This is a genomic window from uncultured Dechloromonas sp. (assembly GCF_945957265.1).
GTDB lineage: Bacteria > Pseudomonadota > Gammaproteobacteria > Burkholderiales > Rhodocyclaceae > Azonexus.
The window spans coordinates 200,722-216,656 of record NZ_CAMFKO010000002.1 but is presented as its reverse complement, the minus strand read 5'-3'; the positions used below and the strand labels follow the sequence as shown (position 1 = coordinate 216,656).

Sequence of the window (15,935 nt, the reverse complement as noted above, 5' to 3'; positions counted from 1 at the left end):
ATACATCGGAACAATCTGATCCCTCTGGAGCCCGAGATGTCCGACAGCCTGCACGTCGTCTGCCCGCACTGCGCGGCGGTCAATCGCATTCCCGCCGCCCGGCTGGGCGACGCTCCCGGCTGCGGCCAGTGCAAACGGCCCTTGTTCACCGGCGAACCGCTGGCGCTGGGACAAGCCGATTTCGACCGGCATATTGCGCGCAGCGACCTGCCCGTGGTGGTCGACTTCTGGGCGCCCTGGTGCGGCCCCTGCCGGACGATGGCCCCGACCTTCCACCAGGCGGCCATCGAGCTCGAACCGCAGGCCCGCCTGGTCAAGGTCGACACCGAAGCCGAACAACAGCTCGCCGCCCGCTTCAACATTCGCAGCATTCCGACACTGGCGGTCTTCGTGCAGGGGCGCGAAGTCGCCCGCCACAGCGGAGCGGTCGATCTCGCCACCTTGAAACGCTGGCTGCAGCCGCATCTACGCCAGCCCTGAGCGCCGACGGCTTCCGTTCGGCGAAGTTTGCAATTCTGGAATAGTTTTGCCGGAAAGCGGCGCAACTGGCACAATCCCGCAAATCGATCTGACGGCCCGACACAAGTCGGGAGTCATAAGGGAGAACAATAATGCCGCGCATCGCCGACTTGAAGATCTGGATACGGCTCACCGCCGCGATCTGGGTCGTTCTGGCCATTATCTGGGCAGGAGCCATCGTCTGGACCACCCAGGTCAACCGCGAAACCGCCATCCGCCAGGCCCAGGATTTCTCGCAAAGCATCCACGAAATGACCATGGCCGGCCTGACCGGCATGATGATCACCGGCACGGTCGGACAGCGTGAAGTGTTCCTGGACCAGATCAAGCAGCTATCCATCATCAAGGACCTGCACGTCGCCCGCAGCGAAACCGTGGCCAAGCTGTACGGCCCCGACACCAAGAGCAACCGCCAGCTGGATGCCAAGGAACAGCAGGTGATGTCCTCGGGCACCCCCCATGTCTCGGTCGAGAAGGAAAACGGCAGCTCCTACCTGCAGGTGATCAACCCGACCAAGGCTTCCAAGAACTATCTCGGCAAGGACTGCCTGGTCTGCCATCAAACGACTGAAGGCACGGTTCTCGGCATCGTCAGCATGAAGGTCTCGCTCGATTCCGTCGAATCCGAGGTCGCCGCGTTCCGCCTGAAGATCGCCGGCGTTGCGCTGGCCGCCCTGGGCGTGCTGCTCGTTCTCATCTACCTGATCACCCACCATTTCGTCACCGCGCCGCTCGACGAGCTGCGCAAGGGCCTGAGCGACATCGCCCGCGGCGAGGGCGACCTGACCCGCCGCCTGCCGGTCAAGGGCAAGGACGAAGTCGGCCAGTCCGCCCAGGTCTTCAACGAAATGATGGACAACTTCAACCAGCTCGTGCGCCAGGTCCGCGATGCCGCCAGCCAGGTATCGGCCCGCGTCACCGCGCTCTCCGAAAACGCCGACCGCGTGACCCAGAGCTCCCACCAGCAGAACGAAAAGTCCGATCTCGCCGCCACCGCCGTGGAGCAGCTGGTATCGAGCATCTCCTCGATCGCGCAGAGCGCCGAGCACGTCCAGCACCAGTCGCAGGAAAGCCTGGCCCGCGCCAACGAAGGCAGCCGCAACCTGCAGACACTGCTCGGCGAAATGAACGTCGTCGAGCGCGCGGTCAAGGAAATGGCCGAGTCAGTCAATGACTTCGTCCGCAACACCGAATCGATCACGATGATGACCCGCGAGGTCAAGGACATCGCCGAACAGACCAACCTGCTGGCCCTCAATGCCGCCATCGAAGCGGCGCGCGCCGGCGAGCAGGGGCGCGGATTCGCCGTCGTCGCCGACGAGGTCCGCAAGCTGGCCGAAAAGTCATCCCGCTCGGCCAGCGAAATCGACGCCATCACCGCCAACCTGAGCGCCCAGTCGGTCTCGGTCCGCCGCAGCATCGAAGAAGGGCTGGATCACCTGGAAACCAGCCAGGCAGCCGTGGCCTCGGTTTCCAACGTGCTGCAAGCGACCAACGGCTCGGTTGCCGAAGTCGGCCACGGCCTGGACACCATTGCCTCGGCCACCGAGCAGCAGCGCCGCTTCTCCGGGGACGTCGAAAGCAGCATCGAATCGATCGCCGAAATGGCGCGCGAGAACTCGGGAACAGTCGAGCAGACGGCCGGAGCGGCCCACGACCTCAAGCGCCTGGCCGACGGCCTGGCCTCGCTGGTCGGACGCTTCAAGGTCTGATGAGTCGCTAGTTGGTAGTCCCTGGTTGCTGGCAACTACCGACTAACGACTAGCCTCACATCGGTGCCAGCTCGAGGTCGAGCCCGCCGCCCAGCCTGGACGGACCGCCCGCCTGCGACGCCGACAGGCTCTGCACCGCCGGCAGCCCCTGGGCCGCGGCGATCCGGTTGACTTCGCGCAGGCGCTTGATCATCCGGCCGAGCAGGGCATTGCGCACGCGCTCCAGCAGCTCCTCGGAAGACAGCGCCAGCGCCGCCGCGTTGATCTCCAGGAACAGCGTCGGTTCCAGCGTGACGGCCGTGGCGCAGCGCAAATCGCTGGACGGATGCAGGAAAGCCACCTCGCCGACCGGTTCGCTCGTCCCCAGGCGGCACAGCGCCTTGCCTTCGAGCGATATCTCGACCGAACCCGAGACGATGACGCCGAAAAACTTGCTGCGATCGCCTTCGCGGATCAGCGCCACGTTCGGCGATACCTCGCGCCAGACGCCGACGCGCAGCACCTCCCAGATCTCGATGTTCTCGAACTCCGTGAAGAACTCCAGCTTGCGCAGGGTTTCGAAGTGCCGGGTATCCTCGACCGTCGAATCCTCGTCGACCAGTTGGTAGCGAACCGCCGACAGATCCTTGGCCATTTCGGCGCCGTTCCGGTAGCGGTTGTAGAGGTCCTTTTCCAGCGCCCGCTTGAGAATGGCGTTCAGCCCTTCCGGCAGGTCGGGACGGAGCGAGGTGACGGACGGGGCATCGGTATTGACGATGCGATAGATCAGCGTCGCCTGGTTGTTGGCGCGGAACGGCAGGCGCCCGGTCAGCAGCTGGAAGAGCAGCACGCCGAGCGAGTACAGGTCGGTCTTCTGGTTGAGCGGGTAGCTCTTGATCTGCTCCGGCGACATGTAGGCCGGCGAGCCGACGCCCATGATGAAGGTCGAATCCCGGTCGAGATCCTTGTTCATGTTGAGCGCCAGGCCGAAGTCGGCGATCTTGGCCTCGTCGCCGGCGGCAACCATGATGTTGGCCGGCTTGATGTCGCGATGGATGATGCCCTGGCGGTAGGCGGCGTCGAGCGCCATGCAGCACTTGAAGATGATGCCGATGACCCGGTGCATGGGCAGCAGCCGGTCGATCCGCGTGTGCTCCTCCAGCGAGAAGCCCTCGACGTACTCCATCGCCAGGTAGGCGTAGTCCGACTGGACCACCGCTTCATGGACCTGAACGATATTGGGGTGGTTCAGCCGCTTCGACACCATGCCTTCGTTCTGGAAGAGCTTGCGCATCCGGCGCGACATGGCGCCGGCATCCTTCCCGAACTGAATCACCTTGACGGCAACCTGGCGACCGAGATCGGGATCGTCGCAGAGGTAGACCGTGGCGGTCGCCCCCTTGCCCAACTCCCGTATCACGCGGTACTTGCCGATTGTTTCCATTCTCGATATCTGAGAAAAACACAGGGAATGATCGTAGCACGGGCGCATTCGCCCGGCGGCAGTTTCAACTGTAAAGAAATTTGGCGCGGTGGACTTGAAACCGGGGAAAACGTCTCCAGATAGCGAAAAGATTTTTTGGAGAAACCTGCATGTCCAACCCCGAAAACGCCCAGGAAGCCATGCTGGGCAGCGAACCCGCCCCCGAGCAAGCAGCCGCCGCGGAAGCCGCGCCGGCCGACAACATCGACACCATTCCCAGCGTCGAGGAGCAATTCAAGGCCCTCGAACTGAAGGCCGCCGAGCACTACGACGCCTGGCTGCGCGCCAAGGCCGAAGGCGAGAACATCCGCCGCCGCGCCCAGGAAGACATTTCCAAGGCCCACAAGTTCGCCGTCGAGAAATTCGCCGGCGAACTGCTGGCCGTCAAGGACAGCCTGGAAGCCGCGCTGGCCGTGCCGGAGCAGACCGTCGACAGCTTCAAGTCCGGCGTCGAGCTGACCCTCAAGCAGCTGGTTTCGGCCTTCGAGAAGAACGCGCTGAACGAGGTCAATCCGCTCGGCGAGAAGTTCGACCCGCACAAGCACCAGGCCATCGGCATGGTCGATTCCGAGCAGGAAGCCAACACCGTGGTCACCGTGCTGCAGAAGGGCTACACCATCGCCGAGCGCACGCTGCGCCCGGCCCTGGTCATGGTCGCCAAGGGCAAATAAACACTTGAAATCGGGGGCATGGCCCCCAACTCACGAACATCGGCAATTCACTTTAGGAAAAACATCATGGGCAAGATCATCGGTATCGACCTCGGCACCACCAACTCCTGCGTCGCCATCATGGAAGGCGGCCAGCCGAAAGTCATCGAAAACGCGGAAGGCGCGCGCACCACGCCGTCCGTCATCGGCTACACCGAAGACGGCGAAATCCTGTGCGGCGCCCCGGCCAAGCGCCAGGCGGTGACCAACCCGAAGAACACGCTGTACGCCGTCAAGCGCCTGATCGGCCGCCGCTTCGAAGAGAAGGAAGTGCAGAAGGACATCGCCCTGATGCCGTTCCGCATCGTCAAGGCCGACAACGGCGACGCCTGGGTCGAAGCGCGCGACAAGAAGATCGCCCCGCCGCAGGTTTCCGCCGAAGTGCTGCGCAAGATGAAGAAGACCGCCGAAGACTACCTCGGCGAGGAAGTCACCGAAGCCGTCATCACCGTGCCGGCCTACTTCAACGACAGCCAGCGCCAGGCAACCAAGGACGCCGGCCGCATCGCCGGCCTGGAAGTCAAGCGCATCATCAACGAGCCGACCGCCGCTGCACTGGCCTTCGGCATGGACAAGGTGTCCGGCAAGGACAAGAAGATCGCCGTCTATGACCTCGGCGGCGGCACTTTCGACATCTCCATCATCGAAATCGCCGACGTCGATGGCGAAAAGCAGTTCGAAGTGCTGGCCACCAACGGCGACACATTCCTCGGTGGCGAAGACTTCGACCAGCGCCTGATCGACTACATCATCGAGGAATTCAAGAAGGAATCCGGCGTCGACCTGAAGAAGGACGTGCTGGCCCTGCAACGCCTCAAGGAAGCCGCCGAAAAGGCCAAGATCGAGCTGTCCTCCAGCCAGCAGACCGAAATCAACCTGCCCTACATCACCGCCGATGCCTCCGGCCCGAAGCACCTGGCGCTGAAGATCACCCGCGCCAAGTTCGAGTCGCTGGTCGACGAACTGATCGAGCGCACCGTCGCCCCGTGCGTCACCGCGCTCAAGGATGCCGGCTGCAAGATCAGCGACATCGACGACGTGATCCTGGTCGGCGGCCAGTCGCGCATGCCGAAGGTGCAGGAAAAGGTCAAGGAAGTGTTCGGCAAGGAGCCGCGCAAGGACGTGAACCCGGATGAAGCCGTCGCCGTCGGCGCCGCCATCCAGGGCGGCGTGCTGCAGGGCGAAGTCAAGGACGTGCTGCTCCTCGACGTCACCCCGCTGTCGCTCGGCATCGAAACCCTGGGCAGCATCATGACCAAGCTGATCCAGAAGAACACCACGATCCCGACCAAGGCCTCGCAAGTCTTCTCGACCGCCGACGACAACCAGTCGGCAGTGACCATCCACGTGCTGCAGGGCGAGCGCGAAGTGGCGACCGGCAACAAGAGCCTCGGCCAGTTCAACCTCGAAGGCATCCCGCCGGCCCCGCGTGGCGCCCCGCAGATCGAAGTCATCTTCGACATCGACGCTAACGGCATCATGCACGTCACCGCCAAGGACAAGGCCACCGGCAAGGAAAACAAGATCACCATCAAGGCCAACTCCGGCCTGAGCGAGGAAGAAATCCAGCGCATGGTGAAGGACGCCGAGCTGCACGCCGAGGAGGACAAGAAGGCGCACGAGCTGGCCGATGCCCGCAACCAGGCCGACGGCATGGTGCACATGGTCAAGAAGTCGCTGACCGAGTACGGCGACAAGCTGGATGCCGGCGAGAAGGCCGCCATCGAAACCGCCATCAAGGATGTCGAGGACGTGCTGCGCGACGGCGACAAGGAAGTCATCACCGCCAAGACCGAAGCCCTGTCCGCCGCCGCCCAGAAGCTGGGTGAAAAGATGTACGCCCAGCAGCAGGCCGAAGGCGCAGCCGCCGGTGCCGGCGCCGCAGGCGGCGAACAGCCGAAGGAAAAGACCGTCGAAGGCGATGTCGTCGATGCCGAATTCACGGAAGTGAACAAGGACAAGAAGGCTTAAAACGGTCGCTGACGCGCCGTTCTAAGTGGCCGGATCGAAGCGGACGCGCACGCGCCGCTCGATCCGGCCTTTCCGCAGCATCAGTCGGGAACAGTTATGTCAAAACGTGATTTTTACGAAATCCTTGGCGTCAATCGGGACGCCAGCGATGACGAGATCAAGAAGGCCTACCGCAAGCTGGCCATGAAGCACCACCCGGACCGCAATCCGGACAACCCGGCGGCCGAGGAGAAATTCAAGGAAGCCAAGGAAGCCTACGAAATCCTGTCGGATGGTCAGAAACGCGCGGCCTACGACCAGTACGGCCACGCCGGCGTCGACCCGCAAGCCGGCATGGGCGGCGGTTTCGGCGGCGGTGGCGGCGGTTTTGCCGATGCCTTCGGCGGCATCTTCGACGAGATTTTCGGCGGCCGCGGCGGCGGTGGGGGCGGCGGTGGCCGTTCCAACATCTATCGCGGCGCCGACCTGCGCTACAACCTGGAAATCACGCTGGAACAGGCTGCCCACGGCACGGAAACGAAGATCCGCATCCCGACCATGGAGGAATGCGAGGTCTGCCACGGCTCCGGCGCCAAGGCCGGCACGCAGCCCAAGACCTGCCCGACCTGTAACGGCTCCGGCCAGGTTCGCCTGCAGCAGGGCTTCTTCTCGATCCAGCAGACCTGCCACAAGTGCCACGGCACCGGCCGCTTCATCGCCGACCCCTGCAAGCCCTGCGGCGGCGCCGGACGCATCAAGCAGCACAAGACCCTGGCGGTGAAGATTCCGGCCGGGGTGGACGAGGGCGATCGCATCCGTCTGGCCGGCGAAGGCGAGCACGGCGTCAATGGCGGCCCGCCGGGCGACCTGTACGTGCAGATCCACCTCAAGCAGCATGCCGTCTTCCAGCGCGACCACAACGACCTGCATTGCGAGATGCCGATCTCCTTCACCACCGCTGCCCTCGGCGGCGAGATCGAGATTCCGACGCTGGATGGCGCCGCAGCCATCAAGATTCCGCCGGAAACCCAGTCCGGCCGCGTCTTCCGCCTGCGCGGCAAGGGCATCAAGGGGGTGCGCAGCCACACCCATGGCGACCTGATGTGCCACGTCGTGGTCGAGACCCCGGTGAACCTGACCGACCGCCAGAAGGAACTGCTGCGCGAACTGGAGGAATCGAGCAAGGACAACAGCGCCAAGCACAACCCGCGCTCCAAGTCCTGGATGGACAAGGTCCGGGAGTTCTTCGGGGAATAAATCCCCCCCGCCTTGCGCCAGCAAGACCCGAAAGCGATCCGCGAGCCATCCCGGGTCGCTTTTTTTCGCCTGGAAAAATCCCGGGGAGGCCCGCGTTCCCAAAATGCAACGCCCGCCGCCGGAAAGCCTCGTTTCACCGGTCTTTCCAGCAACGGCCGAGGTTTCCGGCCATATAATGAAAAGATTATTACGGCACTCGATAGCGAGAAATCCATGAAAGCGATTCGCCACATCCTGTCAGCCTGCCTGATCTTCGCCGGCGCTCTCCAGGCATCCTTCGCCGAAACCGGCGTCACCGACAATGCGATCACGCTGGGCATGTCGGTGCCGCTCACCGGCCCCGCCGGCGCACAGGGGCAGGAGCTGAAGAAGGTCATTGCCGCCTATTTCGACCAGGTCAACAAGAATGGCGGCGTCAACGGGCGAAAGCTCCAGCTGACCGTCATGGACGATGGCTACGATCCGGAAAAAACGGTGGCCAACACCCGGACCCTGATCGAGACCGACAAGGTCTTCGCGCTGCTCGGCTATTACGGCTCGACGGCCATGACCGACGCCATGAACAAGGTTTTCGGCCCGGCCAAGGTGCCGATGATCGGTGGCATCTCCGGCGCCATGTCGCTGCGCCAGCCGCCCGCCGCCAACCCGAACAACCGCTACATGTTCAGCCAGCGGGCGAGCTATGCCGACGAAGCGGAAGCCATCGGCACCCAACTCGCCACGCTCGGCCTCAAGAACATCGCCGTGTTCTACCAGAACGACGGCTTCGGCAAGGCCGGGCTGGAAGGGCTGGGCAACGCGCTGAAGAAGCACAACCTGACCCCGTCGGCGACCGGCAGCGTGGAGCGCAACTCCGAGGATATCGGCAAGGCCGTCGAGGCCATTGCCAAGGTCAATCCGCAGGCCGTGGTCATGGTCACCCTGCACAAGCCGACGGCAGCCATGGTCAAGGCGCTGCGCAACGCGAACCTGAGCCCGATGTTCATGACCCTGTCGCCGGTCAGCGCCGAGCAGCTGACGCAGGAACTGGGCAAGGATGCGCGCGGCATCGGCATCTCGCAGGTCATGCCCTACCCCTGGAACGACACGGTCGCCGTGGTCAAGGAATACCAGCACTTCATCGGCAGGCAGGGCCCTTATTCGTACACCAGCATGGAAGGCTTCATCATCGCCAAGCTGGCCGTCGATGCGCTGCGCAAGGCCGGCAGCAAGGACCTGTCGCGCGAGAAGCTGGTGACCGCGCTCGAAGGCATGAACCAGGACTTCGGCGGCTACCGGGTCGCCTTCGCGCCGAACAGCCGGGCCGGCTCCCAGTTCGTCCAGCTGACCGTCATCGGTGCCGGCGGCAAGCTGGTCAAGTAAGGCCGGCCTCCCCCTGTCACACTGTAAGGAGAATGTCAGCTAGCGGGACCATCCTCCAAGCTGGCCCAAAATTACTCTTTCGGAAAGCCACGGAGACCATGAAAGCACTACGCACCGCACTGCTCGCCTGCCTGCTGGCGCTGGGCATGACCCAGACCCATGCCGAGGACGGCGTGACGGACTCCAGCATCACCCTCGGCATGTCCTCCCCCTTCACCGGCCCCAATGGGGTCTACGGCATGCAGATGCGCGAGGCGATCACCGCCTATTTCGACCAGCTCAACAAAAGCGGCGGCATCAACGGCCGCAGGATCGAGCTGATCACCATCGACGACGGCTATGAAACCGACCGCACGGTCGCCAATACCAAGACACTGATCCAGGACAAGCGTGTCTTCGCGCTGATGGGCTACTACGGCTCGACGCCGACCACCGAGGCGATGAACAAGGTTTTCGGCCCGGCCAAGGTGCCGCTGGTCGGGACGATTTCAGGCGCCGGAAGCCTGCGCGAACCGGTATCGGCCAACCCGAACAGCCGCTACATGTTCAACATCCGCGCCAGCTATGCCGACGAGGCCGAGGCGATTGTCGACCAGATCCTGTCCCTGGGCCTGAAAAACATCGCCGTGTTCTACCAGAACGACGGTTTCGGCAAGTCGGGCCTCGAGGGCGTCAGCAACGCGATGAAGCGCGCCAACCTCGCCCCGGTTGCCGTCGGCACCGTCGAGCGCAACTCGCTCGACGTCGCGAAGGCGACGGAGGCGATCGGCAAGTCCAACCCGCAGGCGGTGGTCATGGTCACGCTCTACAAGCCGACCGCCGCCTTCGTCAAGGCCATGAAGCAACAGGGCCAGTTCCCGATGTTCCTGACCCTGTCGCCGGTCGGCGGCGAGGTGCTGGCCCAGGAGCTGGGCAACGAAGCCCGCGGCATCGGCATCTCGCAGGTCGTTCCCTACCCCTGGAACGACACCATCGGCGTCGTCCGCGAATACCAGAAGCTGCTCGGCAAGCAGAAGGACAAGTTCTCGTACTACGGCCTGGAAGGCTATATCACCGCCCGCCTGGTCGCCGAGGGGATCAGGAAGATGGGCAAGGACGTCAGCCGCGAAAAGCTGGTCGCCGCGTTGGAAGGCCTGCAGAACTTCGATCTCGGCGGCTTCAAGGTGAGCTACGGCCCGGGCAGCCGACTGGGATCGCGCTTCGTCGAACTGACCGTCGTCGGCTCCGGCGGCAAGGTCATCAAGTAGGGCGCCCCGCTCCAGCAAAAAGCCCGTCTTGCGACGGGCTTTTTTTCGTTCAGGCGCGCCGCCAGGTAGTTCCTTGCGGGCTGTCGTCGAGCACGATGCCCGCTGCCTTCAGTTCGTCGCGAATGCGGTCGGCCTCGGCGAAATCGCGGCCCTTCTTGGCCGCCGCACGGGCTTCGATCAGCTGCCCGATGGCTGCCTCGTCCAGGCCGCCGGCCCCGGCCCCGCCTTGCAGATAGGCCATCGGCTCGCGCTCGAGCAGGCCGATCACCCCGCCCAGCGCCTTGAGCAGGCCGGACAGTTCGGCACTCTTCTGGCGATTGGCTTCGGCCGCCAGTTCGAACAGCACCGAAATCGCGCCGTGCGAATCGAAATCCTCGTTCAGCGCCGCGGCAAAGCGGGCGGCGAAATCCTTCGTCCAGTCGATCGCCACCGCGGCCGCCGGCACGTCGCGCAGCGTGAAGTACAGGCTGTCCAGGCTGCGCTTGGCGTCGTCCAGATGGGCATCGGAGTAGTTCAACGGGCTGCGGTAGTGGGCGCGCAGGATGAAGAAGCGCACCACCTCGGCGTCGAACTGCTCGAGCACCGTGCGGATGGTGAAGAAATTGCCCAGCGACTTGGACATCTTCTCGTTGTCGACCCGCACGAAGCCGTTGTGCATCCAGTAATTGACGTAGCTGCAGCAGTTGGCCCCCTCGGACTGGGCGATCTCGTTCTCGTGGTGCGGGAACTGCAGATCCTGGCCGCCGCCGTGGATGTCGAAGTGGTTGCCGAGCAGCGACGAACTCATCGCCGAGCACTCGATGTGCCAGCCCGGGCGCCCTTCACCCCACGGCGAAGCCCAGGCCGGCTCGCCCGGCTTGGCGTGCTTCCAGAGCACGAAATCGAGCGGGTCCTGCTTGGCCGAATCGACCTCGACCCGTTCGCCGGCGCGCAGGTCGTCGAGCGACTTGCCCGACAGCTTGCCGTAGCCCGGGAACTTGCGGACCGCGTAGTTCACGTCGCCATCCGTCGCCTGGTAAGCCAGGCCGTTGCCTTCCAGCTTGCGGATGATTTCCTGCATCTCCGTCACGTATTCGGTCGCCCGCGGCTCGTGGTCCGGGCGCAGCACGCCCAGCGCATCCGCATCCTCGTGCATGTAGGCGATGAAGCGATCGGTCAGCTGCTGGATCGTTTCGCCATTTTCGATGGCGCGCTTGATGATCTTGTCGTCGATGTCGGTGATGTTGCGGACATAGGTCACGTCGTAGCCCGAGGCCTGCAGCCAGCGGTAAACCATGTCGAAAACCACCATCACCCGGGCGTGGCCGAGGTGGCAATAGTCGTACACCGTCATGCCGCAGACGTACATGCGAACCTTGTTCGCTTCGATGGGGGTAAATACTTGTTTTTCGCGCTTCAGCGAGTTGTAGATCTTTAGCATGCGGGGACGTTTTCAGGGTACGCCGGGATGCTCAAAACTATGGATTCACCGGCGTTTTTGGTAGAATCAAAGGATCGTATAACCTCGAAAAGTATAGCATAGCGATGACCTCGACCTCCCTGCTCCAGCCCCGTTTCAGGCAACTCAAGACCTTGCGCGCACTGGCAATCGGACTGGCCATCGGCTTTGCCGCCCCGGCCTTCGCCGACAACCTGCCGGAAGTCCAGCGCCTGATCAAGCAGGGCCAGTTCCCGCAAGCCATGGAAAAGGTCGATGCCTACCTGAGCAGCCGCCCCAAGGATGCCCAGGGCCGCTTCCTGAAGGGCCTGATCTATACCGAGATGAACAAGCCGGCCGACGCGATCGCCGTGTTCACCAAGCTTTCCGAGGATTACCCGGAACTGCCGGAACCCTACAACAACCTCGCCGTGCTGTACGCCCAGCAGAAACAGTACGACAAGGCGCGCACGGCGCTGGAAATGGCCATCCGCACCCACCCGTCCTACGCCATCGCCTACGAGAACCTCGGCGACGTCTATGCCAAGCTGGCCAGCCAGGCCTACGACAAGGCCCTCCAGCTGGACAACTCCAATTCGGCCACCCAGAACAAGCTGGCCCTGATCCGCGACCTGATCACCACCTCGGGCAAGGGCAACGTCAAGCCGCAACCGGCCCCCGTCGCCGCGGCACCCGCGCCCCAGCCGGCGCCAGCCCCGGTTGCCGCCAAGCCGGCAACCCCGACCACGGCCACGGTAGTCGCCGCCACCGCGGGCGCCGCCGCCTCGGCAGCCACCCCGGCCCCCGCTCCGGCCGCTGCGGCTCCCGCCCCGAGCAAGCCGGCGGCAGCCGCCAACGGCAGCGAGGACGTGGCCAAGGCCGTCAACGCCTGGGCCGACGCCTGGTCGCGCAAGGACATGAAGGCCTACCTCGGCGCCTACGCCAACGACTTCGACACGCCCAAGGGCATGAGCCGCAAGGCCTGGGAGCAGGAGCGCGAGCAGCGCATCGCCGGCAAGGGCGGCAAGATTTCCGTCTCGGTCGACGCCCCGCAGATCGCCATCAACGGCGACAAGGCGACCGCCAAGTTCCGCCAGCACTACAAGGCCACCGGCTTGTCGAGTTCGACGACCAAGACGCTGGTGCTCGTCCGCTCGGGTAGCAAGTGGCTGATCAAGGAAGAAATCGCCCGGTGAGAATCAAGCTGCGCTATCTCCTGCTGACCCTGGCAGCGACCGTCACCGCGGGAGCCGTGGCCAAGCTGTCCGACAAACCGGGAGATTCCAGGCCGTCCGGCAACGCGCCGGCGGCCGCCAATGCGCTGGCACGCAATGCGACCGATGCGCTGAACGCCACCTCGCCGTTCGCCTCCGTCGTTTCCGATGCCGGCCCCGAGGAAACGCTGGCCCGCATCTTCGCCGAAATCGAAGCCAACCGGCTCGGCAACGCCTTGCAGCTGACCGAGGCGCTGCTGCGCCAGCACCCGAACTACCGCCTGGCCAACCTGATCAAGGGCGACCTGCTGCTGGCCAAGGCCCACCCGATCCAGACCTTCGGCGCGCTCAGCGATGCGCCGGCCGACAAGGTCGCCGACCTGCGCGCCGAGGCGCTGGTCCGCCTCAAGGCCTACCGCGAAAAGCCGCCGGCCGACTTCGTGCCGCGCTACCTGCTGCAGATGGAACAGGGCCAGCGCTACGCCATCGTTGTGGATACCAAGCGCTCGCGCCTCTATCTCTACGAAAACGACCGCAAGAACGGCGGCCGCCCGCGCTTCGTCGCCGACTACTACGTCACGCAAGGCAAGCTGGGCGCCGAGAAGCAGGTCGAAGGCGACAAGAAGACGCCGATCGGGGTCTATCACGTCACCGCCAACCTGCCCAGGCAGAAGCTGGCCGACCTCTACGGCAGCGGCGCCTACCCGCTCAACTACCCGAACGAATGGGACAAGCGCCAGGGGCGCGGCGGCAGCGGCATCTGGCTGCACGGCACGCCGTCCGACACCTTCGCCCGCCCGCCGCGCGCCTCCGACGGCTGCGTCGTGCTGACCAACCAGGATCTCGATGTCGTCGCCAGGAACCTGCAGGTCGGCCTGACGCCGGTGATCATCAGCGATTCCGTCGAGTGGCTGTCGCTCGACGACTGGAACCGCGAACGCGACGAGCTGAACAAGACCATCGACAGTTGGCGCGCCGACTGGGAAAGCCGCGATACCGGCCGTTACCTGAGCCATTATTCGAAGCGCTTCAAGTCCGGCGACCAGAATTTCGACGAGTTCTCGACCCAGAAGAAGCAGGTCAACGCCAGCAAGGAATGGATCAAGGTCAAGGTCAACAACCTCTCCGTCCTCCGCAATCCGGGCAAGGAAGAGGTGGTCGTGGTCACTTTCGACCAGGACTATCGCAGCAACAACCTCGACAACCAGATGAAGAAGCGCCAGTACTGGCTGCGCGAAGACGGCAAGTGGAAAATCATTTACGAAGGAAGTGCCTGATGTTGAAGAAAGTCTCCCTGCTCGCCGCCGGCCTGCTCGCCTCGGCCCTCGCCTGGGCCAATCCGACGGTCGAGATGACCACCAATCTCGGCAAGTTCACGCTCGAGCTGTATCCGGACAAGGCGCCGAAGACCGTCGAGATGTTCCTCTACAACGCCAAGCACGGTTTCTACGAAGCCACCGTCTTCCACCGCGTGATCGACGGCTTCATGATCCAGGGCGGCGGCTTCAATTCGTCGATGGAAGAAAAGAAGACCCGCACCCCGGCCCTGCCGAACGAAGCGACCAACGGCCTGACCAACGACCGCGGCACCGTCGCCATGGCCCGCACGCAGGACCCGCACTCGGCGCGGGTGCAGTTCTTCGTCAACCTCAAGAACAACGACTTCCTCAACCATCGCTCGCCGGCCGATGGCCGCAGCTGGGGCTATGCCGTCTTCGGCAAGGTCACGCAGGGCATGGAAGTCATCGACAAGATCGCCAAGGTGCCGACCGGCAACGCTGGCTACTACGAAAACGTGCCGACCACCCCGGTCGTCATCCAGAACGTCAAGATCATCTCTGAAAAGTAAGGCTCACCAACCATGTCCCAAGTCAAACTGACCACCAACCACGGCGCCATCACCCTCAAGCTGGACGCCGAAAAAGCGCCGAAGACGGTCGCCAACTTCATCTCCTACGTCGAAGCCGGCCACTACGACAACACCGTCTTCCACCGCGTCATCAAGAACTTCATGATCCAGGGCGGCGGCATGGAGCCGGGCATGAACCAGAAGGAATGCCAGGCACCGATCGAGAACGAGGCCGCCAACGGCCTAAAGAACAAGCGCGGCAGCATCGCCATGGCCCGCACCAACGATCCGCACTCGGCCACCGCCCAGTTCTTCATCAACGTCGTGGACAACGATTTCCTCGACTTCAAGGCGCCGTCCGGCCAGGGCTGGGGCTACTGCGTGTTCGGCGAAGTGACCGAGGGCCTGGACGTGGTCGACAAGATCCGCGCCGTCGCCACCGGCAACAAGGGCTTCCACCAGGACGTGCCGAAGGAAGACGTGATCATCGAGAAGGCCGAGATCGTTTGATCTTCTTCATCTCCGATCTGCACCTGTCGCCCCGGTCACCCGGGGCGACTGCTTTGTTCCTCCGCTTTTTGGCCGGCCGCGCCCGCCAGGCCGAGGCCCTGTACATCCTCGGCGACCTGTTCGAGGTCTGGGTCGGCGACGACATCGACGATCCGTACCACAACACGATCACCGCCGCGCTGCGCGCCGCCAGCGATGCCGGGCTGAAGATCTTCATCATGCACGGCAACCGCGATTTCGCGCTCGGCGAACAGTTCGCCCAGGCCGCCGGCGCCAGTCTGCTGCCCGACCCCTACGACCTGGCGCTGCCCGAATGGTCGTTCGTGCTCTCCCACGGCGACGCCCTGTGCCTCGACGACCTGGCCTACCAGGCCTATCGCGCCAAGGTCCGCGACCCCGAATGGCAGCGGAAAATGCGCGCCAAGCCGCGCTTCCTGCGCAGCCTGCTCGGCCGCTATATCCGCTGGCGCAGCGGCCGCCGCAAACGCGACGACAGCTACATCTACGCCGACCTGCAAGCGGCCGCCACCGACGACTTCCTGCGCGACCACGGCTACACCACCTTCATCCACGGCCACACTCACCGCGCCGCGACCCATGACCACATCGTCGACGGCATCCACGTCGAGCGCTGGGTGCTCGCCGACTGGCACGAAGATCGTGGCGAAGCCCTGCTTTGGGACGGCGAGACGCTGAACCGCGTGGCCATCCTGCCGGAAAACTGAG

The 15,935-nt window shown here is 64.0% G+C and carries 14 protein-coding genes; 12 read left to right on the top strand and 2 right to left on the bottom strand.

Translation table 11 applies throughout. The annotated features are described in order from the left end of the window. The first annotated feature begins 36 nt into the window (after nucleotides 1–36). Nucleotides 37–480, top strand: coding sequence for a thioredoxin TrxC (gene trxC, locus Q0P59_RS02315; RefSeq protein ID WP_295003088.1), 444 nt, complete (start codon nucleotides 37–39; stop codon nucleotides 478–480). 131 nt (nucleotides 481–611) lie between these two features. Continuing rightward, nucleotides 612–2,231 carry a methyl-accepting chemotaxis protein gene (locus Q0P59_RS02310; RefSeq protein WP_295003086.1) on the top strand — a complete coding sequence of 540 codons (1,620 nt, stop codon included), beginning with the start codon at nucleotides 612–614 and terminating at the stop codon, nucleotides 2,229–2,231. A gap of 55 nt (nucleotides 2,232–2,286) precedes the next feature. Here the strand turns inward: Q0P59_RS02310 and Q0P59_RS02305 are convergent, their stop codons facing one another. Further along, nucleotides 2,287–3,654 (bottom strand): protein kinase, encoded by a 1,368-nt coding sequence (locus tag Q0P59_RS02305; RefSeq protein ID WP_295003084.1) that lies wholly within the window; start codon nucleotides 3,652–3,654, stop codon nucleotides 2,287–2,289. Between the two features lie 149 nt (nucleotides 3,655–3,803). Here Q0P59_RS02305 and grpE point away from each other — a divergent pair, with 149 nt between their 5' ends. From grpE to Q0P59_RS02280, 5 genes are all read left to right on the top strand, one after another. Further along, nucleotides 3,804–4,364 carry a nucleotide exchange factor GrpE gene (gene grpE, locus Q0P59_RS02300; protein ID WP_295003082.1) on the top strand — a complete coding sequence of 187 codons (561 nt, stop codon included), beginning with the start codon at nucleotides 3,804–3,806 and terminating at the stop codon, nucleotides 4,362–4,364. Between the two features lie 66 nt (nucleotides 4,365–4,430). After that, entirely contained in the window at nucleotides 4,431–6,374 is a 1,944-nt protein-coding gene (dnaK, locus tag Q0P59_RS02295; RefSeq protein WP_295003080.1) for a molecular chaperone DnaK, read from the top strand. 96 nt (nucleotides 6,375–6,470) lie between these two features. Beyond that, nucleotides 6,471–7,610, top strand: coding sequence for a molecular chaperone DnaJ (gene dnaJ / locus Q0P59_RS02290; RefSeq protein ID WP_295003077.1), 1,140 nt, complete (start codon nucleotides 6,471–6,473; stop codon nucleotides 7,608–7,610). Between the two features lie 213 nt (nucleotides 7,611–7,823). Continuing rightward, nucleotides 7,824–8,972, top strand: a complete 1,149-nt coding sequence (locus Q0P59_RS02285; protein ID WP_295003074.1) for an ABC transporter substrate-binding protein — start codon at nucleotides 7,824–7,826, stop codon at nucleotides 8,970–8,972. A 98-nt stretch (nucleotides 8,973–9,070) separates the two neighbouring features. Then, nucleotides 9,071–10,219 carry an ABC transporter substrate-binding protein gene (locus Q0P59_RS02280; RefSeq protein WP_295003072.1) on the top strand — a complete coding sequence of 383 codons (1,149 nt, stop codon included), beginning with the start codon at nucleotides 9,071–9,073 and terminating at the stop codon, nucleotides 10,217–10,219. 49 nt (nucleotides 10,220–10,268) lie between these two features. On the opposite strand, the gene cysS is transcribed toward Q0P59_RS02280, so the two are convergent. Continuing rightward, nucleotides 10,269–11,639, bottom strand: a complete 1,371-nt coding sequence (gene cysS, locus Q0P59_RS02275; RefSeq protein ID WP_295003071.1) for a cysteine--tRNA ligase — start codon at nucleotides 11,637–11,639, stop codon at nucleotides 10,269–10,271. Between the two features lie 104 nt (nucleotides 11,640–11,743). Between cysS and Q0P59_RS02270 the strand changes: the two genes are divergently transcribed. From Q0P59_RS02270 to Q0P59_RS02250, 5 genes are read left to right on the top strand one after another with little or no spacing between them, the layout of a single operon-like run. Continuing rightward, entirely contained in the window at nucleotides 11,744–12,832 is a 1,089-nt protein-coding gene (locus tag Q0P59_RS02270; protein ID WP_295003069.1) for a tetratricopeptide repeat protein, read from the top strand. After that, nucleotides 12,829–14,127, top strand: a complete 1,299-nt coding sequence (locus tag Q0P59_RS02265; RefSeq protein WP_295003067.1) for a L,D-transpeptidase family protein — start codon at nucleotides 12,829–12,831, stop codon at nucleotides 14,125–14,127. The genes Q0P59_RS02270 and Q0P59_RS02265 overlap by 4 nt, the downstream gene beginning before the upstream one ends. Then, nucleotides 14,127–14,699, top strand: a complete 573-nt coding sequence (locus Q0P59_RS02260) for a peptidylprolyl isomerase (protein ID WP_295003064.1) — start codon at nucleotides 14,127–14,129, stop codon at nucleotides 14,697–14,699. The genes Q0P59_RS02265 and Q0P59_RS02260 overlap by 1 nt, the downstream gene beginning before the upstream one ends. Nucleotides 14,700–14,711: 12 nt before the next feature. Beyond that, nucleotides 14,712–15,209 (top strand): peptidylprolyl isomerase, encoded by a 498-nt coding sequence (locus tag Q0P59_RS02255; RefSeq protein WP_295003061.1) that lies wholly within the window; start codon nucleotides 14,712–14,714, stop codon nucleotides 15,207–15,209. Continuing rightward, nucleotides 15,206–15,934: a UDP-2,3-diacylglucosamine diphosphatase gene (locus Q0P59_RS02250; protein WP_295003059.1), complete on the top strand. Its 729-nt coding sequence runs from the start codon at nucleotides 15,206–15,208 to the stop codon at nucleotides 15,932–15,934. Before Q0P59_RS02255 ends, Q0P59_RS02250 begins: the two co-directional genes overlap by 4 nt. The last annotated feature ends 1 nt before the right edge of the window (nucleotide 15,935 follow it).

Coding starts and splice junctions, on each gene's coding strand:
- trxC (WP_295003088.1), top strand. CDS start 37: ATGTCCGACAGCCTGCACGTCGTCTGCCCGCACTGCGCGGCGGTCAAT.
- Q0P59_RS02310 (WP_295003086.1), top strand. CDS start 612: ATGCCGCGCATCGCCGACTTGAAGATCTGGATACGGCTCACCGCCGCG.
- Q0P59_RS02305 (WP_295003084.1), bottom strand. CDS start 3,654: ATGGAAACAATCGGCAAGTACCGCGTGATACGGGAGTTGGGCAAGGGG.
- grpE (WP_295003082.1), top strand. CDS start 3,804: ATGTCCAACCCCGAAAACGCCCAGGAAGCCATGCTGGGCAGCGAACCC.
- dnaK (WP_295003080.1), top strand. CDS start 4,431: ATGGGCAAGATCATCGGTATCGACCTCGGCACCACCAACTCCTGCGTC.
- dnaJ (WP_295003077.1), top strand. CDS start 6,471: ATGTCAAAACGTGATTTTTACGAAATCCTTGGCGTCAATCGGGACGCC.
- Q0P59_RS02285 (WP_295003074.1), top strand. CDS start 7,824: ATGAAAGCGATTCGCCACATCCTGTCAGCCTGCCTGATCTTCGCCGGC.
- Q0P59_RS02280 (WP_295003072.1), top strand. CDS start 9,071: ATGAAAGCACTACGCACCGCACTGCTCGCCTGCCTGCTGGCGCTGGGC.
- cysS (WP_295003071.1), bottom strand. CDS start 11,639: ATGCTAAAGATCTACAACTCGCTGAAGCGCGAAAAACAAGTATTTACC.
- Q0P59_RS02270 (WP_295003069.1), top strand. CDS start 11,744: ATGACCTCGACCTCCCTGCTCCAGCCCCGTTTCAGGCAACTCAAGACC.
- Q0P59_RS02260 (WP_295003064.1), top strand. CDS start 14,127: ATGTTGAAGAAAGTCTCCCTGCTCGCCGCCGGCCTGCTCGCCTCGGCC.
- Q0P59_RS02255 (WP_295003061.1), top strand. CDS start 14,712: ATGTCCCAAGTCAAACTGACCACCAACCACGGCGCCATCACCCTCAAG.